Source organism: Bacteroidota bacterium (genome assembly GCA_016718825.1).
Taxonomy (GTDB): domain Bacteria; phylum Bacteroidota; class Bacteroidia; order J057; family JADKCL01; genus JADKCL01.
Genome location: JADKCL010000035.1, coordinates 46,003 through 63,184, shown reverse-complemented (window position 1 = coordinate 63,184; position 17,182 = coordinate 46,003). Strand labels below are relative to the sequence as shown.

15 protein-coding genes are annotated in these 17,182 nt (G+C 49.2%); 5 read left to right on the top strand and 10 right to left on the bottom strand.

Annotated elements, in window-relative coordinates:
* Positions 1-11 precede the first annotated feature (11 nt).
* Together IPN95_25150 and fabG are read right to left on the bottom strand one after the other, a co-directional pair.
* Positions 12-2,267, bottom strand: a complete 2,256-nt coding sequence (locus IPN95_25150; protein MBK9452657.1) for a VWA domain-containing protein — start codon at positions 2,265-2,267, stop codon at positions 12-14.
* Between the two features lie 81 nt (positions 2,268-2,348).
* Complete coding sequence (gene fabG / locus IPN95_25145; GenBank protein ID MBK9452656.1) at positions 2,349-3,095, bottom strand: 3-oxoacyl-[acyl-carrier-protein] reductase; 747 nt, start codon at positions 3,093-3,095, stop codon at positions 2,349-2,351.
* Between the two features lie 74 nt (positions 3,096-3,169).
* On the opposite strand from fabG, the gene IPN95_25140 reads away from it, so the two are divergent.
* Positions 3,170-4,408, top strand: a complete 1,239-nt coding sequence (locus IPN95_25140; protein MBK9452655.1) for an NAD(P)/FAD-dependent oxidoreductase — start codon at positions 3,170-3,172, stop codon at positions 4,406-4,408.
* Positions 4,409-4,471: 63 nt separating this feature from the next.
* Entirely contained in the window at positions 4,472-5,248 is a 777-nt protein-coding gene (locus tag IPN95_25135) for a hypothetical protein (protein MBK9452654.1), read from the top strand.
* An 8-nt stretch (positions 5,249-5,256) separates the two neighbouring features.
* Here IPN95_25135 and IPN95_25130 read toward each other — a convergent pair whose 3' ends face one another.
* From IPN95_25130 to IPN95_25100, 7 genes are all read right to left on the bottom strand, one after another.
* A complete protein-coding gene (locus tag IPN95_25130) occupies positions 5,257-6,423 on the bottom strand; it encodes a T9SS type A sorting domain-containing protein (protein MBK9452653.1) in 1,167 nt (388 codons plus the stop codon).
* A gap of 74 nt (positions 6,424-6,497) precedes the next feature.
* Positions 6,498-6,884, bottom strand: coding sequence for a hypothetical protein (locus IPN95_25125; protein ID MBK9452652.1), 387 nt, complete (start codon positions 6,882-6,884; stop codon positions 6,498-6,500).
* Positions 6,885-6,992: 108 nt separating this feature from the next.
* The gene (locus IPN95_25120) at positions 6,993-7,523 is read right to left on the bottom strand and encodes a hypothetical protein (GenBank protein ID MBK9452651.1); all 531 of its coding nucleotides are present in this window, start codon (positions 7,521-7,523) and stop codon (positions 6,993-6,995) included.
* Complete coding sequence (locus IPN95_25115) at positions 7,513-8,424, bottom strand: methionyl-tRNA formyltransferase (protein MBK9452650.1); 912 nt, start codon at positions 8,422-8,424, stop codon at positions 7,513-7,515. The genes IPN95_25120 and IPN95_25115 overlap by 11 nt, the downstream gene beginning before the upstream one ends.
* A 159-nt stretch (positions 8,425-8,583) precedes the next feature.
* Positions 8,584-9,327, bottom strand: coding sequence for a response regulator transcription factor (locus IPN95_25110; GenBank protein ID MBK9452649.1), 744 nt, complete (start codon positions 9,325-9,327; stop codon positions 8,584-8,586).
* A 76-nt stretch (positions 9,328-9,403) separates the two neighbouring features.
* Positions 9,404-12,235: a histidine kinase gene (locus IPN95_25105; protein MBK9452648.1), complete on the bottom strand. Its 2,832-nt coding sequence runs from the start codon at positions 12,233-12,235 to the stop codon at positions 9,404-9,406.
* A gap of 154 nt (positions 12,236-12,389) precedes the next feature.
* Complete coding sequence (locus tag IPN95_25100; GenBank protein ID MBK9452647.1) at positions 12,390-12,635, bottom strand: response regulator; 246 nt, start codon at positions 12,633-12,635, stop codon at positions 12,390-12,392.
* Positions 12,636-12,975: 340 nt separating this feature from the next.
* Between IPN95_25100 and IPN95_25095 the strand changes: the two genes are divergently transcribed.
* The 3 genes from IPN95_25095 to IPN95_25085 are packed head-to-tail and all read left to right on the top strand — an operon-like array spanning position 12,976 to position 15,534.
* Positions 12,976-13,779, top strand: coding sequence for an ABC transporter permease (locus IPN95_25095; protein ID MBK9452646.1), 804 nt, complete (start codon positions 12,976-12,978; stop codon positions 13,777-13,779).
* A 3-nt stretch (positions 13,780-13,782) separates the two neighbouring features.
* Positions 13,783-14,562, top strand: coding sequence for an ATP-binding cassette domain-containing protein (locus IPN95_25090; GenBank protein ID MBK9452645.1), 780 nt, complete (start codon positions 13,783-13,785; stop codon positions 14,560-14,562).
* A gap of 3 nt (positions 14,563-14,565) precedes the next feature.
* The gene (locus IPN95_25085; protein MBK9452644.1) at positions 14,566-15,534 is read left to right on the top strand and encodes an MCE family protein; all 969 of its coding nucleotides are present in this window, start codon (positions 14,566-14,568) and stop codon (positions 15,532-15,534) included.
* Positions 15,535-16,121: 587 nt separating this feature from the next.
* On the opposite strand, the gene IPN95_25080 is transcribed toward IPN95_25085, so the two are convergent.
* Positions 16,122-17,165, bottom strand: a complete 1,044-nt coding sequence (locus tag IPN95_25080) for a hypothetical protein (protein ID MBK9452643.1) — start codon at positions 17,163-17,165, stop codon at positions 16,122-16,124.
* Positions 17,166-17,182 lie beyond the last annotated feature (17 nt).

Genomic DNA, 17,182 nt, shown 5'->3' with positions numbered 1-17,182 from the left:
AAAATTCGTGATCAGCTCAGGCTAAACCGCTTGCGTACGATCCATTCCACAGTGAGCAAGCCCGCCAAGAGGTAGAAAATCCATTGGAATTCGTTGAATCCGAGGCGTTTGACCGTGATGTTGGCGACGGGCTTCAAGCTGTTGAGCGCAAGAATTTCATCGGCAAGCTTGTCCAAATTGCGGGACGTATGAAAGGTACCGCGCGTGCGCAAAGCGATCTGCTCCAACAGCCCTTTGTCGGCTGTGAGGTTCAGGTGCTCGATATTGCTGCGACCAATGCTGAATTCGCCGCGGTCGGTACCGACTCTGACGCTGTTTTTGGTGCCTTCGGCCTCGTAACTGTAGGTGCCTTCCTCGAGGTTGTTGAGTTCAAGGAAATAACGCGCATTGCCGGTTTCCTTGAGGAAGGTTTCATCCACCTTGCCGTCAGGATACTTGAGTTTCAATTTGATGTCTACGCCCGACATGGGCTTGAAGGATTCGTCGTAGGCTTCTCCCTTGAAAAGTACGGGTTCATTGCCGGTGAAAAGCTGCTTGCTCGGCGAAACTTTGAACCGGCGTTTGTCTTCGCGCACGATCAGCCATTGGATGTTGTTGTAAATCCAGGTATCGAATGCATCAAACGATTCGGTCTCCACGTGCGCATGGGCGCGCATCCGCCAGATGTTTTCTCCGACAAAGACCATGTTTTTCCGCTCCAGATGGTTCTGCAGGCCGTAAATCGGATAATCGAGGGCCACGCCTTTGATCCTTGCCGTGGCAAGCACCTTGGTGTCGCCGCCAGCCTTCCATTCGCTTTGGTTGCGGTAAAGTGGCGGCGCATTGTTCATCAGACGAATCCAGCCTTCTTCAAAGGTATAGGTCGAATGGCTTTTGTATTCCTCCTTGAACACGAGCATGGCCTCCTCGACATTGCTCTGGAAAGTGCCGGGCGTGATACCGATGCGATCTCCAAGGCTGCCTTTGAGGGTCTGCAAATGTGTGCTTTGACCGACGAAAACCATCAAAGGAGCCTTGCGGGCATCGATTTCGGCTTTGATTTTCTCCAACATGGCCGCGTCGCCGGGCCCGTAGGGGAAGTTGTGCAGAATGAAGACGTCAAAGTCCGCCAAGCTTGCGTTGCCCGGTTCTTCGTAATAAGCCGTCGGCGTTTTGTGGATGAATTCCTTGGTTTCGTAGCGTTGATCCCGCAACAAAGCACTGCGCAACGCGCCAATGTCCGGATGCGGATATCCCCCGAAAATCGCCACTTTCACCTTGGTTTCCAGCACATTGATAAAAATCGTCTTGGCATTGTTGCGCGTGGTCAATTCGTCGGGCAGCGGATCAATGGTGATGGTGTATTGGAGAATGCCGGTTTGGGTAGGCTTGACCAAAAAGTCGGCATCAACAATGCTTTTGTCCTTGCCAAGCGTCACCGTTTGTGTTCCGATGACCTTTCCGCCGCCCACAAGGCTGACTTTTGCCGTCACCGCGTCGTAGCCGCTGCTCATCACCTTGACCTTGATCGGCGTTTCGTTCTCGAGGTAGGCGATTTGGTTGTACAGCACTTCGCCAATGCGAATGTCCTTTTGAGGAGTTGTATCGCCGAGCAAAACGGTGTAGACCGGCTGTTGAAAGTTGTCGAGCGAATAAATCGGGTTCATTCCCGACGTAGAAATCCCATCCGACAGCAAGACAACGGCACCCAGATTTTGGTTGCTGAACAGTTTTCCGGCGCCCGTCAATGCATTGGAAATATTGGTTCCCATGCCGCGGTAACTCAGCGAATCCGGTGCAGCATCGGCTCCCAATTCGTTGGAAAAGGCGAAAAAGTGCGTTTTGACCTTCTCGTTGGCATTCAGCTTTTCCATGAATGCCTTCAATTTGGCAGGATATTCCGAGCGGAGATAGGTACTGTCGCGGTTGATGAGGATACTCTCCGAATCGTCATGCAAAATGGCGATCACGGGCGGGGAAAGCTGACGGTTCCGCGTTTCCAGCTTGGGTTCGAGCAGCATCAACGCCGCAACAAACAAAACCGTGTAACGCAAAATTCCGAGGGGAATCGCTGCCGAAGTAGGCAGCATGCCGTCCCGCTGATGGTAAATGAAAAAGGAAATTGCCGCCGCAGCCATCGAAAAAAGGATGACCAAAACCGTCGAAATTCCTTCAGAATAGCCGAATTGGAGTCCGGCGCGGGTGGCGACGGTGGCAACGAGCATCCCCGCCACCAAGGCGAGCAGCACAAAGAGCCCCAAATTGTATGGAAAGCGAAGACCGCGCATGGATCAATGTTACTGCAAATTTTCCGCTCCGGCGGATTTTTTATTCTTCAAATCGGCAAAATCTCCCGTCAAGCCTGCGACTTACATGTACATGCCGCCGTTCACATGGAGCGTTTGGCCGGTGATGTATGTGCTTTTGTCGCTCGCAAGGAAGACGCAAAGGTCCGCGATATCCTGCACGGTTCCGGCACGCTGCAAGGGAATGCTGTCCATCCAACGCTTCAATTCGGCCTCAGGAAGGTGTCCGGTCATTTCAGTGGTGATGAAACCCGGAGCAATCGCGTTGGCGCGGATGCCACGTGAACCGATTTCCTTGGCCGTGCTTTGCGTGAAGGCAATCATGCCTGCCTTGGAGGCTGCATAGTTGGCCTGACCGGCATTGCCTGTGACGCCGACGATCGAACTGATGTTGATAATCGAACCGCTGCGCTGCTTGAGCATGGTTTTGAGCACTGCCTTGGTCGAATTGAAAGCCGATTTCAAGTTGACGCGAATCACGGTATCAAATTGCTCCTCGGTCATGCGCAACAGCAGGTTGTCCATCGTGATACCGGCATTGTTGATGACGACGTCGATGGATCCGAAGGCCGCAGCCATGGCATCGATCGCAGTCTGCGTTTCGGCCATATTGCTGGCATCTGCCTGAATGCCAAGGCATTTTACACCGTAGCCTTCGATTTCGGCGACGAGTTCCGGGCTGAGGTCACCTTCACGGAGATAGGTGAGGGCGACGTTCGCACCCTGCTTGGCAAATTCGATGGCGATGCCTTTTCCGATCCCGCGGGTGGCACCTGTGATGTATGCGTTTTTTCCTTCGAGCGCTTTCATGCGTTGATTTTTGAATGAGAAGGGGCAAAGATAAGAATTTTTGCAAGCGGGAAAATCCTGTAATTTGCCTGAGAATGTCCGCTGCGAATCCCATCTTGATCGTCGGTGCAGGCCCGGGAGGCCTTTTTGCCGCCATGCGCCTCGCGCAGATGGGCTTGCCTTCCGTCGTGTTGGAAAAGGGAATCTTTCCCCGTCCCAAGGTTTGTGGAGACATTCTCACCTCCAATGTTTTACGTTCGTTACACGAACTTGATCCCGAATTGGTGATCGACCTGATGCAGCAGCCTTGGGCGATGGAGCTCAAGGCCACAGCCTTTGGATCGACGCAGAAATCGGGATTTGTCATGCCTTTCAATTCGCCGACCAATCAGCGCTTGGGATTGCCGTCTTGCATCTCTGCGCGGCGGATGGATTTTGACAATTGGCTTTTCGGACATGCCTCCAAGGATCCTTTGATTGACATTCGGCAAGGATGTGCGGTGGAAAGCATAAAACAGCAAGGTTCAGGATATCGGATCACGACCTCTTTGGGCGAATTTTCGACCCAGTATTTGCTGCTCGCCACGGGTGCTAATTCGCCGTTGGTGAGGCAATTGGTGCCGGAACATCAGATTTTGCCGCGCCACAGCGCTGTCGGAATGCAGCTGTATTATACAAATGTGCAACCGCATTCGCAGACGCAACTCTCTGAATATTATCTCTTTGACCGCAAATTCATGCCCGGCGGCCTGTACATCACACCATTTGCCGATGGCAGCGTGAATGTCAATGCCGTCATGCGGCTCGACACCTTTCAAAAGTCGCGCCCCAAGCTGCCCGCGCTTTTGCAAGCCTATATCCAAGCGCATCCGCAGTTGCGGGAACGATTTGCCAGCGCCGAATTGCAAGGGCACCCCACGGGAAGCAGTCTCTTTTTCGGGACGACCCGCCGCCCGTTGAGCAGTGGCAATTGCCTGCTGATCGGCGATGCAGCGGGACTCACCGACGCGACCAATGCCAACGGGATCGGGCATGCCATGATTTCAGGCGGAATCGCTGCAACCCATATTGCCATGGCTTTGGAAAATGGCCTTTCTCCCGCCGGCTACGATGCTGCAGTATATGCGCGGCTCAAAAATGCCCTTCGCCCGGGCAAAGTGATGAAGGCCCTGTTTGGCAATTCGATCACCACCGGACTCTCGGTTTCCATTCTCAATGCCTCGCTCAACCGTTTCAATAGCCGCGCCGTCGAGGAATTTGTCTATTCCGCAAATACCACCGCAACCTTGCTGAATCCCAAGTTTTATTGGCGCTTGTTTGCCAAAGGGCAATAAGCAAGATCCTTCCCCATTTTCCGGGAACAATTGCGCAAATTCGAAGGGTAAAACTGCAGCTAGATGAAAATTTTCAAGGTTTTGTGCCAGTTCCTGTTGGTGTTTTTCGTGTGTGCACTGGGAAATGCCCAATCCCGCAAAGGAGATCCGACCGAAATCCACGACGGGAAGTCCTTGGTGAAGGCGATGCATGCCGCGGCTTCGCGGACGCATTTGAAGGAGTATACCTTTGTGCAGCAGACGATTCGCTTTGACAGTGCGGGCAAGGCTTTGCCCGCTGCAACCTGGTACGAGGCGCTGCGCTACCCCGATTTTTTCCGGATTGACGTCGGGGACCCTGCCAATGGGCGCGGGGTCATCTACCGCAACGACAGCACTTATTCGTTTCGTGAAGGCAAATTAGCACGAGCGACTGCCGAACCGATGCCCTTCATGTTGTTGGAAGGCGGATTGAAGTGTTATGCGTTGGAGGAAGTGCTGTCCAAGGTCGAAAAAATGGGCTGGGACTTGTCCAAGTTTCATTCGGAGACGTTCCAAGGCAAGGAAATGTATGTTTTGGGGGCGGAATTGGGCGACCTGAAAAGCAAACAAATCTGGGTGGAAAAGGAACGCTTGATTCCCATTCGGCGCATTGATCCTGAGGAAAATGGCAGCATTTTGGAAGTCGTTTACGGCGAATTCCAGCTTTTGAAAGGCAAATGGGTGGAAACCAAAGTGGAATTCTACCTGGATGGCGAATTGCTGCAAACCGAGCACTACAGCGAATTGGACGGAAAACCGCGGCTCAAATCAAGCCTGTTTGATCCGAAGCAATTCGGAAAGTGGCATTGGAAGGATTGAGATTCGGCTTATTCGCCAGCGATCAAGACTTTGGTCGTCGTGGTAGCTCCATCCTGATTCACCTTCAAGAAATAGATTCCCGGGACAAAGGCAGCGGTTTCGATTTCCAAAACGGCTGCGTTGGTCTGCCAAGTTCCGACTGCTTTGCCTGTGACATCGATGAGGGTTAGTTGCGCGCCTTCGAGAATGTTCAAAACGCGGAAACGATCCTTTGCCGGATTGGGCACCACGGTGGGTACGAGGTTCCTTGGTAACGAAGAAAGCCCTGTCAAAACGGGATTCGGATGCGAAAACCGGTAGAAAAACTTCCAAATTTCGACGCTTGTATTGATGTCCATGTTGGTGACTGCGCCCGGAATTTGAAAAGGAGCACCCGGCCATGTATGGCCTCCGTTTTCGATTTTGTAATGCGCGACCTCGACATTGTCCGTGCAGCCGCCGTACCATTGTGTCGTCACCGTGCTTTGTTCCTGCACAAGGTCAGGCAAGGTGTCGTAAACGGGAGGGGCAGTGCAGCCATTGACCGATCGCCAATAGCCCAAAACGCTGTCAATTCCCATGGAAAGCCCTGAATTGCCATAGGAAACCGTTCCATCATTCGTTCCGTGGATCTCCAAAACGGGCACGGCGCGTGTTGCTTGGCAATTGCTGAGCTGCAAAGTTGTCATACTTCCAGTTACCGAGGCGATGGCGGCGATCCGGCTTTCCAGGTCGCAGGCCAACCGGTAGCTCATGAATCCGCCATTGCTCATGCCGCAGCTGTAGACACGGGCGGCATCGATGTTATAATTGGCCAAAAGGCTGTCGAGCAAGGTCGAAAGGAAACCCACATCGTTCACGCCACCATAGTAAGGCGACGAAAATCCCGAATTCCATGAGCTATTGACACCGTCAGGATAACAAAGAATGAAGCCCGCAGTATCTGCAACTGCATTCATTCCCGAATAAAACTCCTGCTGAAAAGCATTGCTCGTGTAGCCATGGAGGTTGAATACCAAGGGCACAGCCGTGGTTCCAGTATAATTTGCTGGCAAATAAAGGCGATAACTGCGCGTCAATCCGCCAAAATTCAGGCTATAAACTTGGGTTTGTGCGAAGCAAACTCCACTCGAAAGCACGATGGCTAAGCAAAAGACGTGGAACCATCCGCAGATACGGATACTGAGATTTTTCATAATCGATGGCGTTGGAGCGATAGAAAAGACGGGGAATCAGTCTTCGGATTTGACAGGGGCAGGAAGGTCCAAAATCAGCATTTTGGCATCCGTACCGACTTTACCTCGACTTGGTAACGGATCGATCCATCGGCATTTTCGCGTTTACGGCCATCCAAAAATGGCGCACCAGGATAGGATGCGTTCATTTTGGACAACATGGCCTCAGGCAATTCGGATTCAAAAATTTCGCGGCTTGAGGTTAAATGTGTGCCGTCTTCTGCATAAACGGAACCCATCCAGCGTCCATTTTCCTTCCACATCGCCTCATAACGGCCACCTTCGTGGTCCCAACGTACCTCTTCCGGATCATTGAAGGTCATGGAAATATGGCTGAGTGCAGCTGCAGGCGGAGTCACACCTTGCCCGATGGCCCAAACAGCCCAAAAGATTGCCAAAAGGGTAACGATTGTCTTTTTCATTTTGTGTCCATTCTCATGCTTTCGGGCTGAAATTTGCCCCAATGCCGTTCTTGAATTCGAAGGTTGAAAGTAGCAGTTTTCTACGAAAAGTCATAATCCGGCGAAGATTCAATCCTCATCTGACGCCTCCGCGTCTTCCTCTGCTGACGGGGCAAAAGGCTCCCGATAACTGTCAAATTGCATGACATCGGTGTTGAACCAATTCCAGATCAGGTCAAATTCGTCGCCCCAATCCTCACGTTTGAGTTGCAAAATCTGGTCTTCAAAATGGAATTGAATCGCATTCTCCGTTCGGGTCGGATTCGCAAATTTCAGTGGAAAGCTTCTTTTGGGGCTTTTATGAAGAATATCGTGAACGGAAATGATGGAGAAGCCATCGTTCACAAAGAAGATTTCGGCAATGCTGCGGCGCATTTTCACCTGCCCGAATAAATTTCCAAGTAGAACGCTCAATATCAGGGCAATGATCGAGAAAAGGATCATCTCCTTGTTGTTGTAGGATCGAATCACCGCTCCGATCATCACGATAAACAGCAAGACGAAATAGTACCTGCCGGCATATTCCTGCGTGACCAACAGCGTGTTGGTGCTTCTGGGATAATGCTGACTCCTGAAACTTGCTTTTCCGTTATTCCACATGGCCAAGTTCCTCCCGGTGTCCCAACAAAAATGCGGCGGTATCCATCCGTTTTTTGCCTTCCAATTGCAGATTGTCGATGCGCAAGCAGCCTTCGCCGCATCGGACCCACAATTCGTTTTTCCCCGTCAATTTCAGCGTTCCCGGCTTTCCTTCGAATGTCTCGTCACCTTCGGTGACTTTGAAAATCTTGAGGACTTTGCCATTCAGCGTCGTCCACGCGGTCGGGTAGGGGCTGAGTCCACGCACGAAATTGTACAGCGCGGCTGCATTTTTGGACCAATCGATGCGGCAGTCCTCCTTGAAGATCTTGGGGGCAGGATGCAAAAACGCCAATTCGTCCTGCGGTTGTGGCGACACCGTTCCAGCCTCAATGGCTTTGACGGTACGCAACACCAATTCAGCGCCTTGTTCCATCATCGCATCGTGGAGATCGCCTGCGGTCCATTCATGGGGAATGGTGACTTCTGTTTTGAGCAGGATATCGCCCGTATCGATCTGTTGGTCAATGAAGAAGGTCGTTGCGCCGGTTTTGGTTTCGCCATTGATCACGGCCCAATTGAGCGGGGCTGCACCGCGGTAATCGGGCAACAAGGCTGCATGGAGGTTCAGCGTGCCCTTTTTGGGGAGTTTCCAGACGACTTCCGGCAGCATGCGAAAAGCGACGACGACAGCAAGCTCGGGTTGGGTGGCTGCCAAGGCGGCCAGAAATTCGGGATCACGCAATTTTTCCGGCTGCAAGACCAAAAGGCCTCTGGAAACGGCAAATTCCTTGATCGGCGAAGGTGTGAGCTGTTGGCCGCGCCCACTCGGGCGGTCGGGCGCCGTCACAACGGCCACGACGTCAAATCCGTTGTCGACCAAAATCCTCAAGGAGGGAATCGCAAAATCGGGCGTACCCATGAATACAATGCGCATGGCGGCAAAGTACGGTGATGGCGGGCAATGGGGCAAGAGCTGCGAAAAATCGTTGGGAGGCAATCTGCCTGAACGCAGCCACCAACAATGGGAATTGAATGGATGCTTTCACCAAAAGCCAAAATTCTTCATGGATGGCGCGTCTTACCCCGTGATGGCGGTTTCGAAATCGGCCTTTTTGTATTTCGAGAGTTTGGCAACGATTCCGCCGGTAAGTTCAATCGACAGGTCGGTCCGGGAATAATGCACGAGGTGGGAACGGTTGATGATCCAGGATTTGTGTACGCGAATGAACTGCGGAACACTCTCCAACAAAGTCTCGAAATGCTTCAAATTTTTGCTGACGATATGTTTTTTCTCGAGCGTGTAGAGGATGCAATACGATTCCTGCGCTTCAATCGCAATGATGCTTTCGAATGGAACCACCTGTTGGTAGCCTTTGTCATTCACGAGCATACTCTTGACTTGGTTGGTCTCGAGGGTCGAACTCAACAGCCGCAGGCGCTCGGCCTGTTGCTTCATGTCTGATTGCTGTTTTGCCCTGCCGACGGCCGATTTGAGTCGCTCAATGTCGATCGGCTTCAACAAATAATCGATTGCTGCCAATTCAAATGCCCGAATGGCATATTGATCGTAAGCGGTGACGAAGATGATCTCAAATTCGATTTCTTGAAAGAATTTGACGATCTCGTATCCAGCATAGTTGGGCATTTCGATGTCCAGGAAAACCAATTCGGGCTTGAGTTCCTTGATGACTTCGACTGCTTCCAAGACATTTTCACATTTTGCAACCAGTTCGACTTCAGGGCAAAATCGCAACAACAGATTCTCCAGCACATCTCTTGCGCTTTCTTCGTCATCGACCAGTATTGCTCTTATCTTTTGCATCGGTGCCAAATCTAGGATTTCCCCCGACGTACCTCGCATTGAAATTCACCAAGAGCGGATTTTCTTCAGGAACGGCCTAAAAGTTCCGTTTTACAGGGATCGTCAGCGTGATTCTTGTCCCGGATGCTTGCCCATTTTCCATCAGATCCTCGTAATGATAGCCAAATTCGCCCTGAAAAACATCGCTCAAGATGTCAAACCGTTTGCGAATTGCCTTACCCGAAAAGGATTCATGCTCTGACCTTTGCCGCTCCTTGATCGCTTTGGAGCGCTCCCGGCCGATGCCATTGTCCTCCACAATGCAGATCAATGCCTCACGCAGTTCAAACTTTATCGTCAACCGTTTTTCTCCTTCTTTGTGTAAAAGGCCATGAACCAAGGCATTTTCCACAAACGGCTGAATCAGCAAAGGCGGTAGCTGGATATCGTCAATGTCATCGGTATCAATGGAATAGACAAGTTTCTTTTTGAAGCGCAGTTGTTCGAGACTCAGGTAGAGATTGAGCAGTTTAATCTCCTGCTCAAAATCAATAAAATCCTTCTCCGAATAGTTGAGCGTGCTGCGCACAAGATTTGAGAATGTCGTAATGTAGGAATAGGAATTTTCCACATCCCCTTTCAAAACCAGATCCTGAATGGAATTGAGCGCATTGAAGATAAAGTGCGGATTCATCTGCGACTGAATCGCGGTCAGTTTGGAGGCGTTGAGTTCGTTGATTTGTTGTGCTTTTTTACGCTGCAAGGCCAATTGTCTCCGGAAAACCAAAATGACCAGTCCCACGAAGGCCAATGCGCAAATGCTCATAAACCAAAATCGCGTGTAGAAAGGCGATGCAATGGTGAAGGAAAAGGCAACGTTTTTGCCAAATCGTCCTTGGTTTTCAGCCTTTGCCAAAAAAGTATAATTGCCGGGCGCGAGCGCATTGTACACAATAGCGCTGCCATCGTTTGCTTTGACATTCCATCCGGCATCGTAGCCTTGTAATTGGTAATGAAGCCGCACGCTTTGTCTGTACCGAAGGCTTGGCAATGCGAGGGAAAACTGAAATTTCCGTTGGTCACTTCCGAATTCGGTGCCAAATTCCGTAGTGACAGGACTTCCATTGACGTCGATGCGCGCAAGCTGCAATTCAGGCATGGACTGATTGGATACGGTGGTCGATAGTTCGACGGCCTGCACACCTCCGGCATGGCTTACCCAAATCCGATCGCCTTGCAAGTCAAAATCAAACACGCGTGACTCCGGGAAACCATAGACTTTGCTGATGTTTTTTTTGACTTCCCCGTTTTTTGAGAATTGGTAAACGGCATGGGACGATTTTGCGAGGATGGTATTTTGAAACGGAAAAAGCTTTCGCAGGATCTCCAAACGATCATTTTTGGGGGAAATGCGCCCAACGACTTGGCCGTTTTTCAAAATCAGGATACCATCATTTTGGGTTGCGGCCAAGACCTGCCCTTGGAAATTCGCCATGGCAGTTGGAAAGATATCTTCGCCGTCCAACAGGATTTTTTTTCCAATTTCGTTCGAATCAATCGCAAAAAGTCCATGGGAGGTCGAAGCGATTAAGCCACCTTCAGGCGCTTGAAGTTCAACCAAATGCGTGCGAAACCGAAATCCCTCAAGGGGAGTAACTTCTGGCAATCCGTCTTCTGACCAAGTGCATCTGAGCAAACCCATGTTGGTCCCAAGATAACTCAATTTGGGATGGACAATCGCAGCATCCTTGAGCGCAGCGGTAGTGAGGTCGATCGATTGCCCCGTGCGCTTGTCCAAGGCTCTGATTGCGCCATCATCATAGAGGACATAAGGGAAGCCTTCCTTGCCAATCATGCATTCGATAGCACGCATCCCGTTGGATTTCAGGATCGTCAGTTGATGGTCGTCATAGCGCATCAGCACGCCTTTGGAAGAGCCGAGATAGAGGATGCCTGTTGCAGGGTCCACATGAAGAGCAGTCACAGGGTCATCCCGAAAAGAGGCAATCACATCGGGAATCGTCATGTCGGGCACAACGAGGATGCCATTGTCAAAGGTGCTCAAGAGCGTATTCCCTTCGCGATCACGGAAAATATCTGATATAAAGTACTTTTCGTAGTACAATGGAAATTGGGCTGATTCCAATGCTTGGTTGAAGTGAAAGGCTCCGGGCAAAGTTCCAGCAACCCAAGTCGCGTCACCTACCCCATAAAACCTCAATGATTTGCTTCGCTCAAATGCGGGATTGTGCGGAAGAACCCGCAAGGAAAATAGCCGCTCATCAAAGGCATACAAACCTTTGGAGGACAAATCGAGAGCATAGCTGTTCCCTCCGATTCTGAAGAAGGAAAGCAGTCCAAGCTTCTCCATGGATGGGTCCAAACCGATGACCTGTTGGGTCGTAAATCCATTCGGATTCACAATGATAACGGAGTCTCTGCCAGGTAGATGGTAGATCACGAAGCGGTTTTTCAAGGTGAAAGGCTGTCCGCAATGACTGGCAGGATAGCCAAATCTGCGGAGGGCTTTTCCCTCGGAATCGATTACAATCACCTTTTTTGCTGCCGCAATCAGGTTGTTATCCGGGCCAATCGCCAAGCTGATATCGGAACTAACCTCGTCGTCTTGGAGTTCATAAAGCAACGCACAGGCGCCATTCCGAATGCTGAAAATTTGGTGGTTGAGGTTGCAGCAATAGACGTTTCCGTCGGCATCCGCTACAAAATTGAAAACGGAATTGCTTTTGGCTTCACTGCATCCAATCCTGGCAAAGTGTTGGTAGTCATAGTAGTAAATGCCTTCGTTGGTGGAGATGAGATAGTTGTCTTGCTGGTCCTGGATCACGTCATAGATTTGCAATCCCTTGAATTCATCCTCGCCAAGAATGAAATACGCAGGCTGCTGGGCATGCAGCAAATTTGCCCCCATTCCCGATAATAGACCCCAAACGGCCCAAAATAGCAAGCTCCTGAATTTCACTGCGGTTGCCAAGACTCCCGATCCTTTGATTCCGAAAGGTAACGAAACTTGGCACATTTCCGCATTTCAGGAAGGAAGCGACAGCCGGATCCCATTCGAAGGGTTATTTTTGATCGACCAAACCCTCCTTGATCGCCACGGAAACCGCCCCACCGACGGTTTGCATCAGCACCTTCAAGTCCGGAAACTTGGTACGGATCAACCGCACACCTTCAATGCCATTCACAAAGGGCATGTCGATGTCCATGCGTACGACGTCGGGCTTGGTCGCCTCGACATTGGCAATCACGTCACGGCAATCGTTGAAACTACCGACGCATTCCATCAATCCCATGGAGTTGATGAGCATCGAGAGCCCATCGCGTCGCTGGGGATTGTCATCAAATGGGGTAACTCTAGTTTTCACAATTCGAAGAGACAGCGCGGTTTTTGCTTTGGGTATCGTTGATTTCAATGATTTTTTGCTCTCCCTTCAACGAACCAAACACTACTTAGAAAAGATGTGCAAGGAAGGCTTGCCGCCGAATTCCCCCGGATAAAACAGTGGTCGTGTCGGCGATCCATCATCTCAATTCCATCAACCCCCACAAGTGATTGATGTAACCAATTTCCAAAGCTGTGTAAGTTTTTCCCAGCAAGGTATTTCCAAATTTGCAGCGATCAGGTTTTGATCACCTCTCAGCTGAAAAATGAATTCCGGAGTTAAGACGCCTGCCAGAAAATATGTGATTTCCAAAGGATTTGACGAACTCTTTGCAGGTTTTGCCAAGGCCTACCGGTTTGTACTTCAGTTTTTCAAACAAGCCCTCCAACCACCTTTTCACTTCAAGGAAATCATCCATCAATGTTTTGAAATCGGGTTAAAGTCATTGACGCTGATCACGCTCACCGGATTCATCATCGGAATCGTGTTTACCAAACAATCGCGTCCATCGTTGGAAGACTTTGGTGCTGCTTCATGGTTGCCTTCGATGATGGGCGTTGCAATTGTGAAAGCGTTGGGATCACTCGTGACGGCTTTGATTTGTGCCGGAAAGGCGGGTTCGAGTATCGGCGCCGAACTTGGCTCCATGAAAGTCACCGAGCAGATTGACGCCATGGAAGTGTCGGCCATCAATCCTTTCAAGTACTTGGTGGTCACAAGGGTCACGGCGACCATGATTACGATTCCGGTGCTTTCATTTTATTGCATTACGGTTGGTTTGCTGGGTTCGTATGTCAATGTTCATTCGGAAGAATCGACCAGTTTTATTGCCTTCTTTAAAAGTTCATTCTCCAGCCTGCAATTTCTGGATCTTTTTACCTCCGTCGTCAAAGCGGTCGTTTTTGGGTTTACCATCGGCATGGTTGGTTGCTACAAAGGCTTTTATGCAACGCAAGGAACGCGGGGTGTTGGCAAGGCTGCCAATCAAGCGGTGGTCATGGCCATGTTCCTGATTTTTATTGAGGAGATCCTTATTGTGCAGGTTTCCAATTGGATACGTTACTACTGAAACATGGAAACCCAAGTCGCTCTTCATACCATCGACCGCGAAGTCTCGGTAATTGCCCTCAAGGATGTGTACAAATCATTCGGAGAATTGGACGTATTAAAAGGCGTTACACTCAATATTTACAAAGGGGAGAATGTCGCAGTCCTCGGAAAATCAGGCTCGGGTAAGTCTGTTTTGATCAAGATTTTGGTAGGCTTGCTGAAGCCCGATAGCGGCGAAGTCGTCGTATTAGGTCAACGGGTGGATCAGCTCAAGGAGAAAGACCTGAATGCTTTGCGGCTGCGAATTGGATTTTCATTTCAAAACAGTGCGCTTTACGACAGCATGAACATCCGGCAAAATCTTGAGTTTCCGTTGATCATGAACAAGAAAAACCTGAGCAAAAAGGAAGTCGCCATGGCAGTGGAAGAGGTGTTGGAGGCGGTGGGCTTGAAGGACAAAATGAGCCAAATGCCTGCCGACCTTTCTGGCGGACAACGGAAAAGAATCGGCATTGCGCGTACCTTGATCCTTAAACCGGAGATCATGCTTTACGATGAACCGACCGCCGGATTGGATCCGATCACCTGCAGTGAAATTAACAACCTCATCAACGACGTGCAGGAACGTTACAATACGAGTTCGATCATTATCACACACGACCTGACCTGTGCCAAAGAAACCGGCGATCGTGTCGCGATGCTTCTCGATGGAAAGTTTTCCGGGATTGGCACATTTGAAGAAGTCTTTGACACACAAGACGAACAGGTCAAAAGTTTTTACAATTACAATTTTATCCAATAAGGCATGAGTGATTCATCCAATAAACGCGCAGTCATTGTCGGCATCTTTGTCTTTTTCGGATTGGGATTTCTCATCGTGGGCATTCTCGCCATCGGCAATCTGCACGAAACTTTCAAAACGAAGATCAACGTAATGGTCCTTTTTGATGAGGTAAGTGGGTTGCAAAAGGGAAATAATATATGGTTTTCCGGTGTAAAGATTGGCGTGGTAGGCAAAGTCGAATTTTTCTCCCAAAAGAAAGTTCTCGTGGAAATGAACATCGACGAAAGTGTGACGCAATATATCCGGAAAGATGCGCTTGTTAAAATCAGCACAGACGGCCTCATTGGAAACAAAATTCTCGTGATTTATGGGGGAACTGCATTGTTGCCTGAGATTGCCGAAGGTGATACGCTGGGCGTCGAAAAGACATTTACCACCGAAGACATGATCAACACTTTGCAGGCCAACAATACAAACATTCTCGAGATCACCAATGATTTCAAAAGCATCAGCAAGAAACTTGCAGATGGCGAAGGAACCGTTGGCAAATTGCTGAATGATGAAGACATCTACCTTCAGCTCGACGCGGCCACCATAGCACTGAAAAGTGCTGCAGGAAAGGCCGATCAAATGATCGGTTCGCTTTCAACCTTCACAGAGGGATTGAACAAAAAGGGAACGCTCGCCAATGAATTGACGACGGATACCGTTGTCTTCCATTCCCTCAAAAAATCGGTCTTGCAAATCCAGCAAATCGCGGATACCGCAGCCGTATTGGTTGCTGATTTGAAAGCAACAACTAACAATCCCAACACGACGATGGGCGTATTGTTGCACGATGAAGCAGCAGGCAAGCATTTGAAGGAAACACTGAAAAATTTGGAGAGCAGTTCGTTGAAATTGGACGAAGACTTGCTTGCCGTGCAGCACAATTTCCTCCTCAAAGGCTACTTCAAAAAGAAAGAAAAAGGCAAGTTGAAATCCGAATGAAAAATTTGACCCAAGCGTGGTTGTTGCAAGAATAAGGTTGCGCAGTTTTTCTTGGTTCTTTTTCACATTGTGTGGGTAGCACCGCCATTTGGCTGTTCCTCCCGATTGGCTTTCTGCTCTGGAAATCAGCCCACGCGGAAGACGATGCAGCTGAGGCGGCCGATCCTTTCATGGACCCCAACGAACCCAAGCAAAGGAAAACCGCGCAGAAACCCCTCCCCGCCCAAGATCGGCAGGCAGTTCAAAGGAAGGCCGCGCGTAAGTGAGTGGATTTATCCCACACACAAAACGAGTGGATTACTTTTGTTTATATATTTGTGGGAGTTCAACAGATCGGAACATTTAGGGCAGGAAATATTGTCACTGCATTAGCAGACAAGTATTATAAGCTACCTACAAAACATTGCATGCTCCAAGGACTCCAGCTTGTCACCATACCGCAATTGCTGCAATTGGCCACAAAACCGCTTTCCGAACCTCTTAAGATCAAGGCCCCAAGTAAATCGCAACCCACTATGGGAAAATGGTTTGGCCTACCAGACACAAAGTGGGACTATGAACACACTCAGTATCGCATCAATTCGTAGTCAATACTCACTTAAATTTTCAATCGTGAAATTCGGTAGATCCTCAAATTTAATTTGCTCATAATTTGTAAACGGCAGCCCCCAGAAAGTGGAATGGACCTCCCTGAAAAGGCTCTTTTTGAAGTGATTGCGCAAAAATTTATCAGACCTATATTTCGTTCCTTCCAACAGGCCATAGAGGTCTTCGTAAAATGTATTGCTTCTAAAATCTATTGCTTTGTCGCCAATAACTAGGCACTGGCGCTTTTTAGAACTCTGCACTGCTAGATCCAAGAAACAAAATGGAATCAAATTGTAGTAAACAAGAAAATCCCCTGCAACAACTTTTCCTGATTGATAATATCTCTGAAGATGTCTAAAGCAATAAACCGGCATATAAGCAATCTCTCCGTTTGGAAGAAAATTGAGAATCGGCTTCAGTACAATCATCTTGTCCTGCCGCGTATCATAGCTACGATCAATGATGGCATCTCTATCAGCCAAGTCTCTCCCGTAATCCTCAGAATACTTCACCATTACATCCAAATGTTTTTGAATGTTTTTCGCAAGCCCTGCTTCATTCCAATTTGCTGGAAGAAATTTTTCATGTACTGCAGAAACAAGCTCATCTGGAAGTGTTTTTCGGTTCAAGGCATTTAAGTCAAGGAAATCATAGAGACGAAACATCTTCTCATTGAAAAGAAGTGCCATAACAGAGGCATAGTTTGATAAGTCCTCAAGTTTTTTATTTTCATCATCAGACAAAACGTACTCTTTGGTGACATGCTTGATCAGTTCTTGACCCGCTGATCGAATATTGTCAACAACAGCTTCGGATGCGATAGCGGTTTTTACAACCTTGGGGAGCGGAATAAAACAGACAACCAAATCTACGATGAACTCACGCTGAGTCTTTGCCTGTTCCTCAAGCTTTTCCGTGCGTTCCTTGATTTGATCTTTGACCAAACCAACTGCTAGGTTGTATTGTAACATGGCATAATTGGCTTGAAGGGTTTTTATTTTATCGATTAACCTTTTACGTTCACGATCGTCTAGTGGGGACATATTTTTATATTTTTTGC

Excerpts from the sequence above, each read along its gene's own strand:
- IPN95_25150 (MBK9452657.1), bottom strand. The coding sequence starts at position 2,267 with ATGCGCGGTCTTCGCTTTCCATACAATTTGGGGCTCTTTGTGCTGCTC.
- fabG (MBK9452656.1), bottom strand. The coding sequence starts at position 3,095 with ATGAAAGCGCTCGAAGGAAAAAACGCATACATCACAGGTGCCACCCGC.
- IPN95_25140 (MBK9452655.1), top strand. The coding sequence starts at position 3,170 with ATGTCCGCTGCGAATCCCATCTTGATCGTCGGTGCAGGCCCGGGAGGC.
- IPN95_25135 (MBK9452654.1), top strand. The coding sequence starts at position 4,472 with ATGAAAATTTTCAAGGTTTTGTGCCAGTTCCTGTTGGTGTTTTTCGTG.
- IPN95_25130 (MBK9452653.1), bottom strand. The coding sequence starts at position 6,423 with ATGAAAAATCTCAGTATCCGTATCTGCGGATGGTTCCACGTCTTTTGC.
- IPN95_25125 (MBK9452652.1), bottom strand. The coding sequence starts at position 6,884 with ATGAAAAAGACAATCGTTACCCTTTTGGCAATCTTTTGGGCTGTTTGG.
- IPN95_25120 (MBK9452651.1), bottom strand. The coding sequence starts at position 7,523 with ATGTGGAATAACGGAAAAGCAAGTTTCAGGAGTCAGCATTATCCCAGA.
- IPN95_25115 (MBK9452650.1), bottom strand. The coding sequence starts at position 8,424 with ATGGGTACGCCCGATTTTGCGATTCCCTCCTTGAGGATTTTGGTCGAC.
- IPN95_25110 (MBK9452649.1), bottom strand. The coding sequence starts at position 9,327 with ATGCAAAAGATAAGAGCAATACTGGTCGATGACGAAGAAAGCGCAAGA.
- IPN95_25105 (MBK9452648.1), bottom strand. The coding sequence starts at position 12,235 with ATGGGGGCAAATTTGCTGCATGCCCAGCAGCCTGCGTATTTCATTCTT.
- IPN95_25100 (MBK9452647.1), bottom strand. The coding sequence starts at position 12,635 with ATGCTCATCAACTCCATGGGATTGATGGAATGCGTCGGTAGTTTCAAC.
- IPN95_25095 (MBK9452646.1), top strand. The coding sequence starts at position 12,976 with ATGAATTCCGGAGTTAAGACGCCTGCCAGAAAATATGTGATTTCCAAA.
- IPN95_25090 (MBK9452645.1), top strand. The coding sequence starts at position 13,783 with ATGGAAACCCAAGTCGCTCTTCATACCATCGACCGCGAAGTCTCGGTA.
- IPN95_25085 (MBK9452644.1), top strand. The coding sequence starts at position 14,566 with ATGAGTGATTCATCCAATAAACGCGCAGTCATTGTCGGCATCTTTGTC.
- IPN95_25080 (MBK9452643.1), bottom strand. The coding sequence starts at position 17,165 with ATGTCCCCACTAGACGATCGTGAACGTAAAAGGTTAATCGATAAAATA.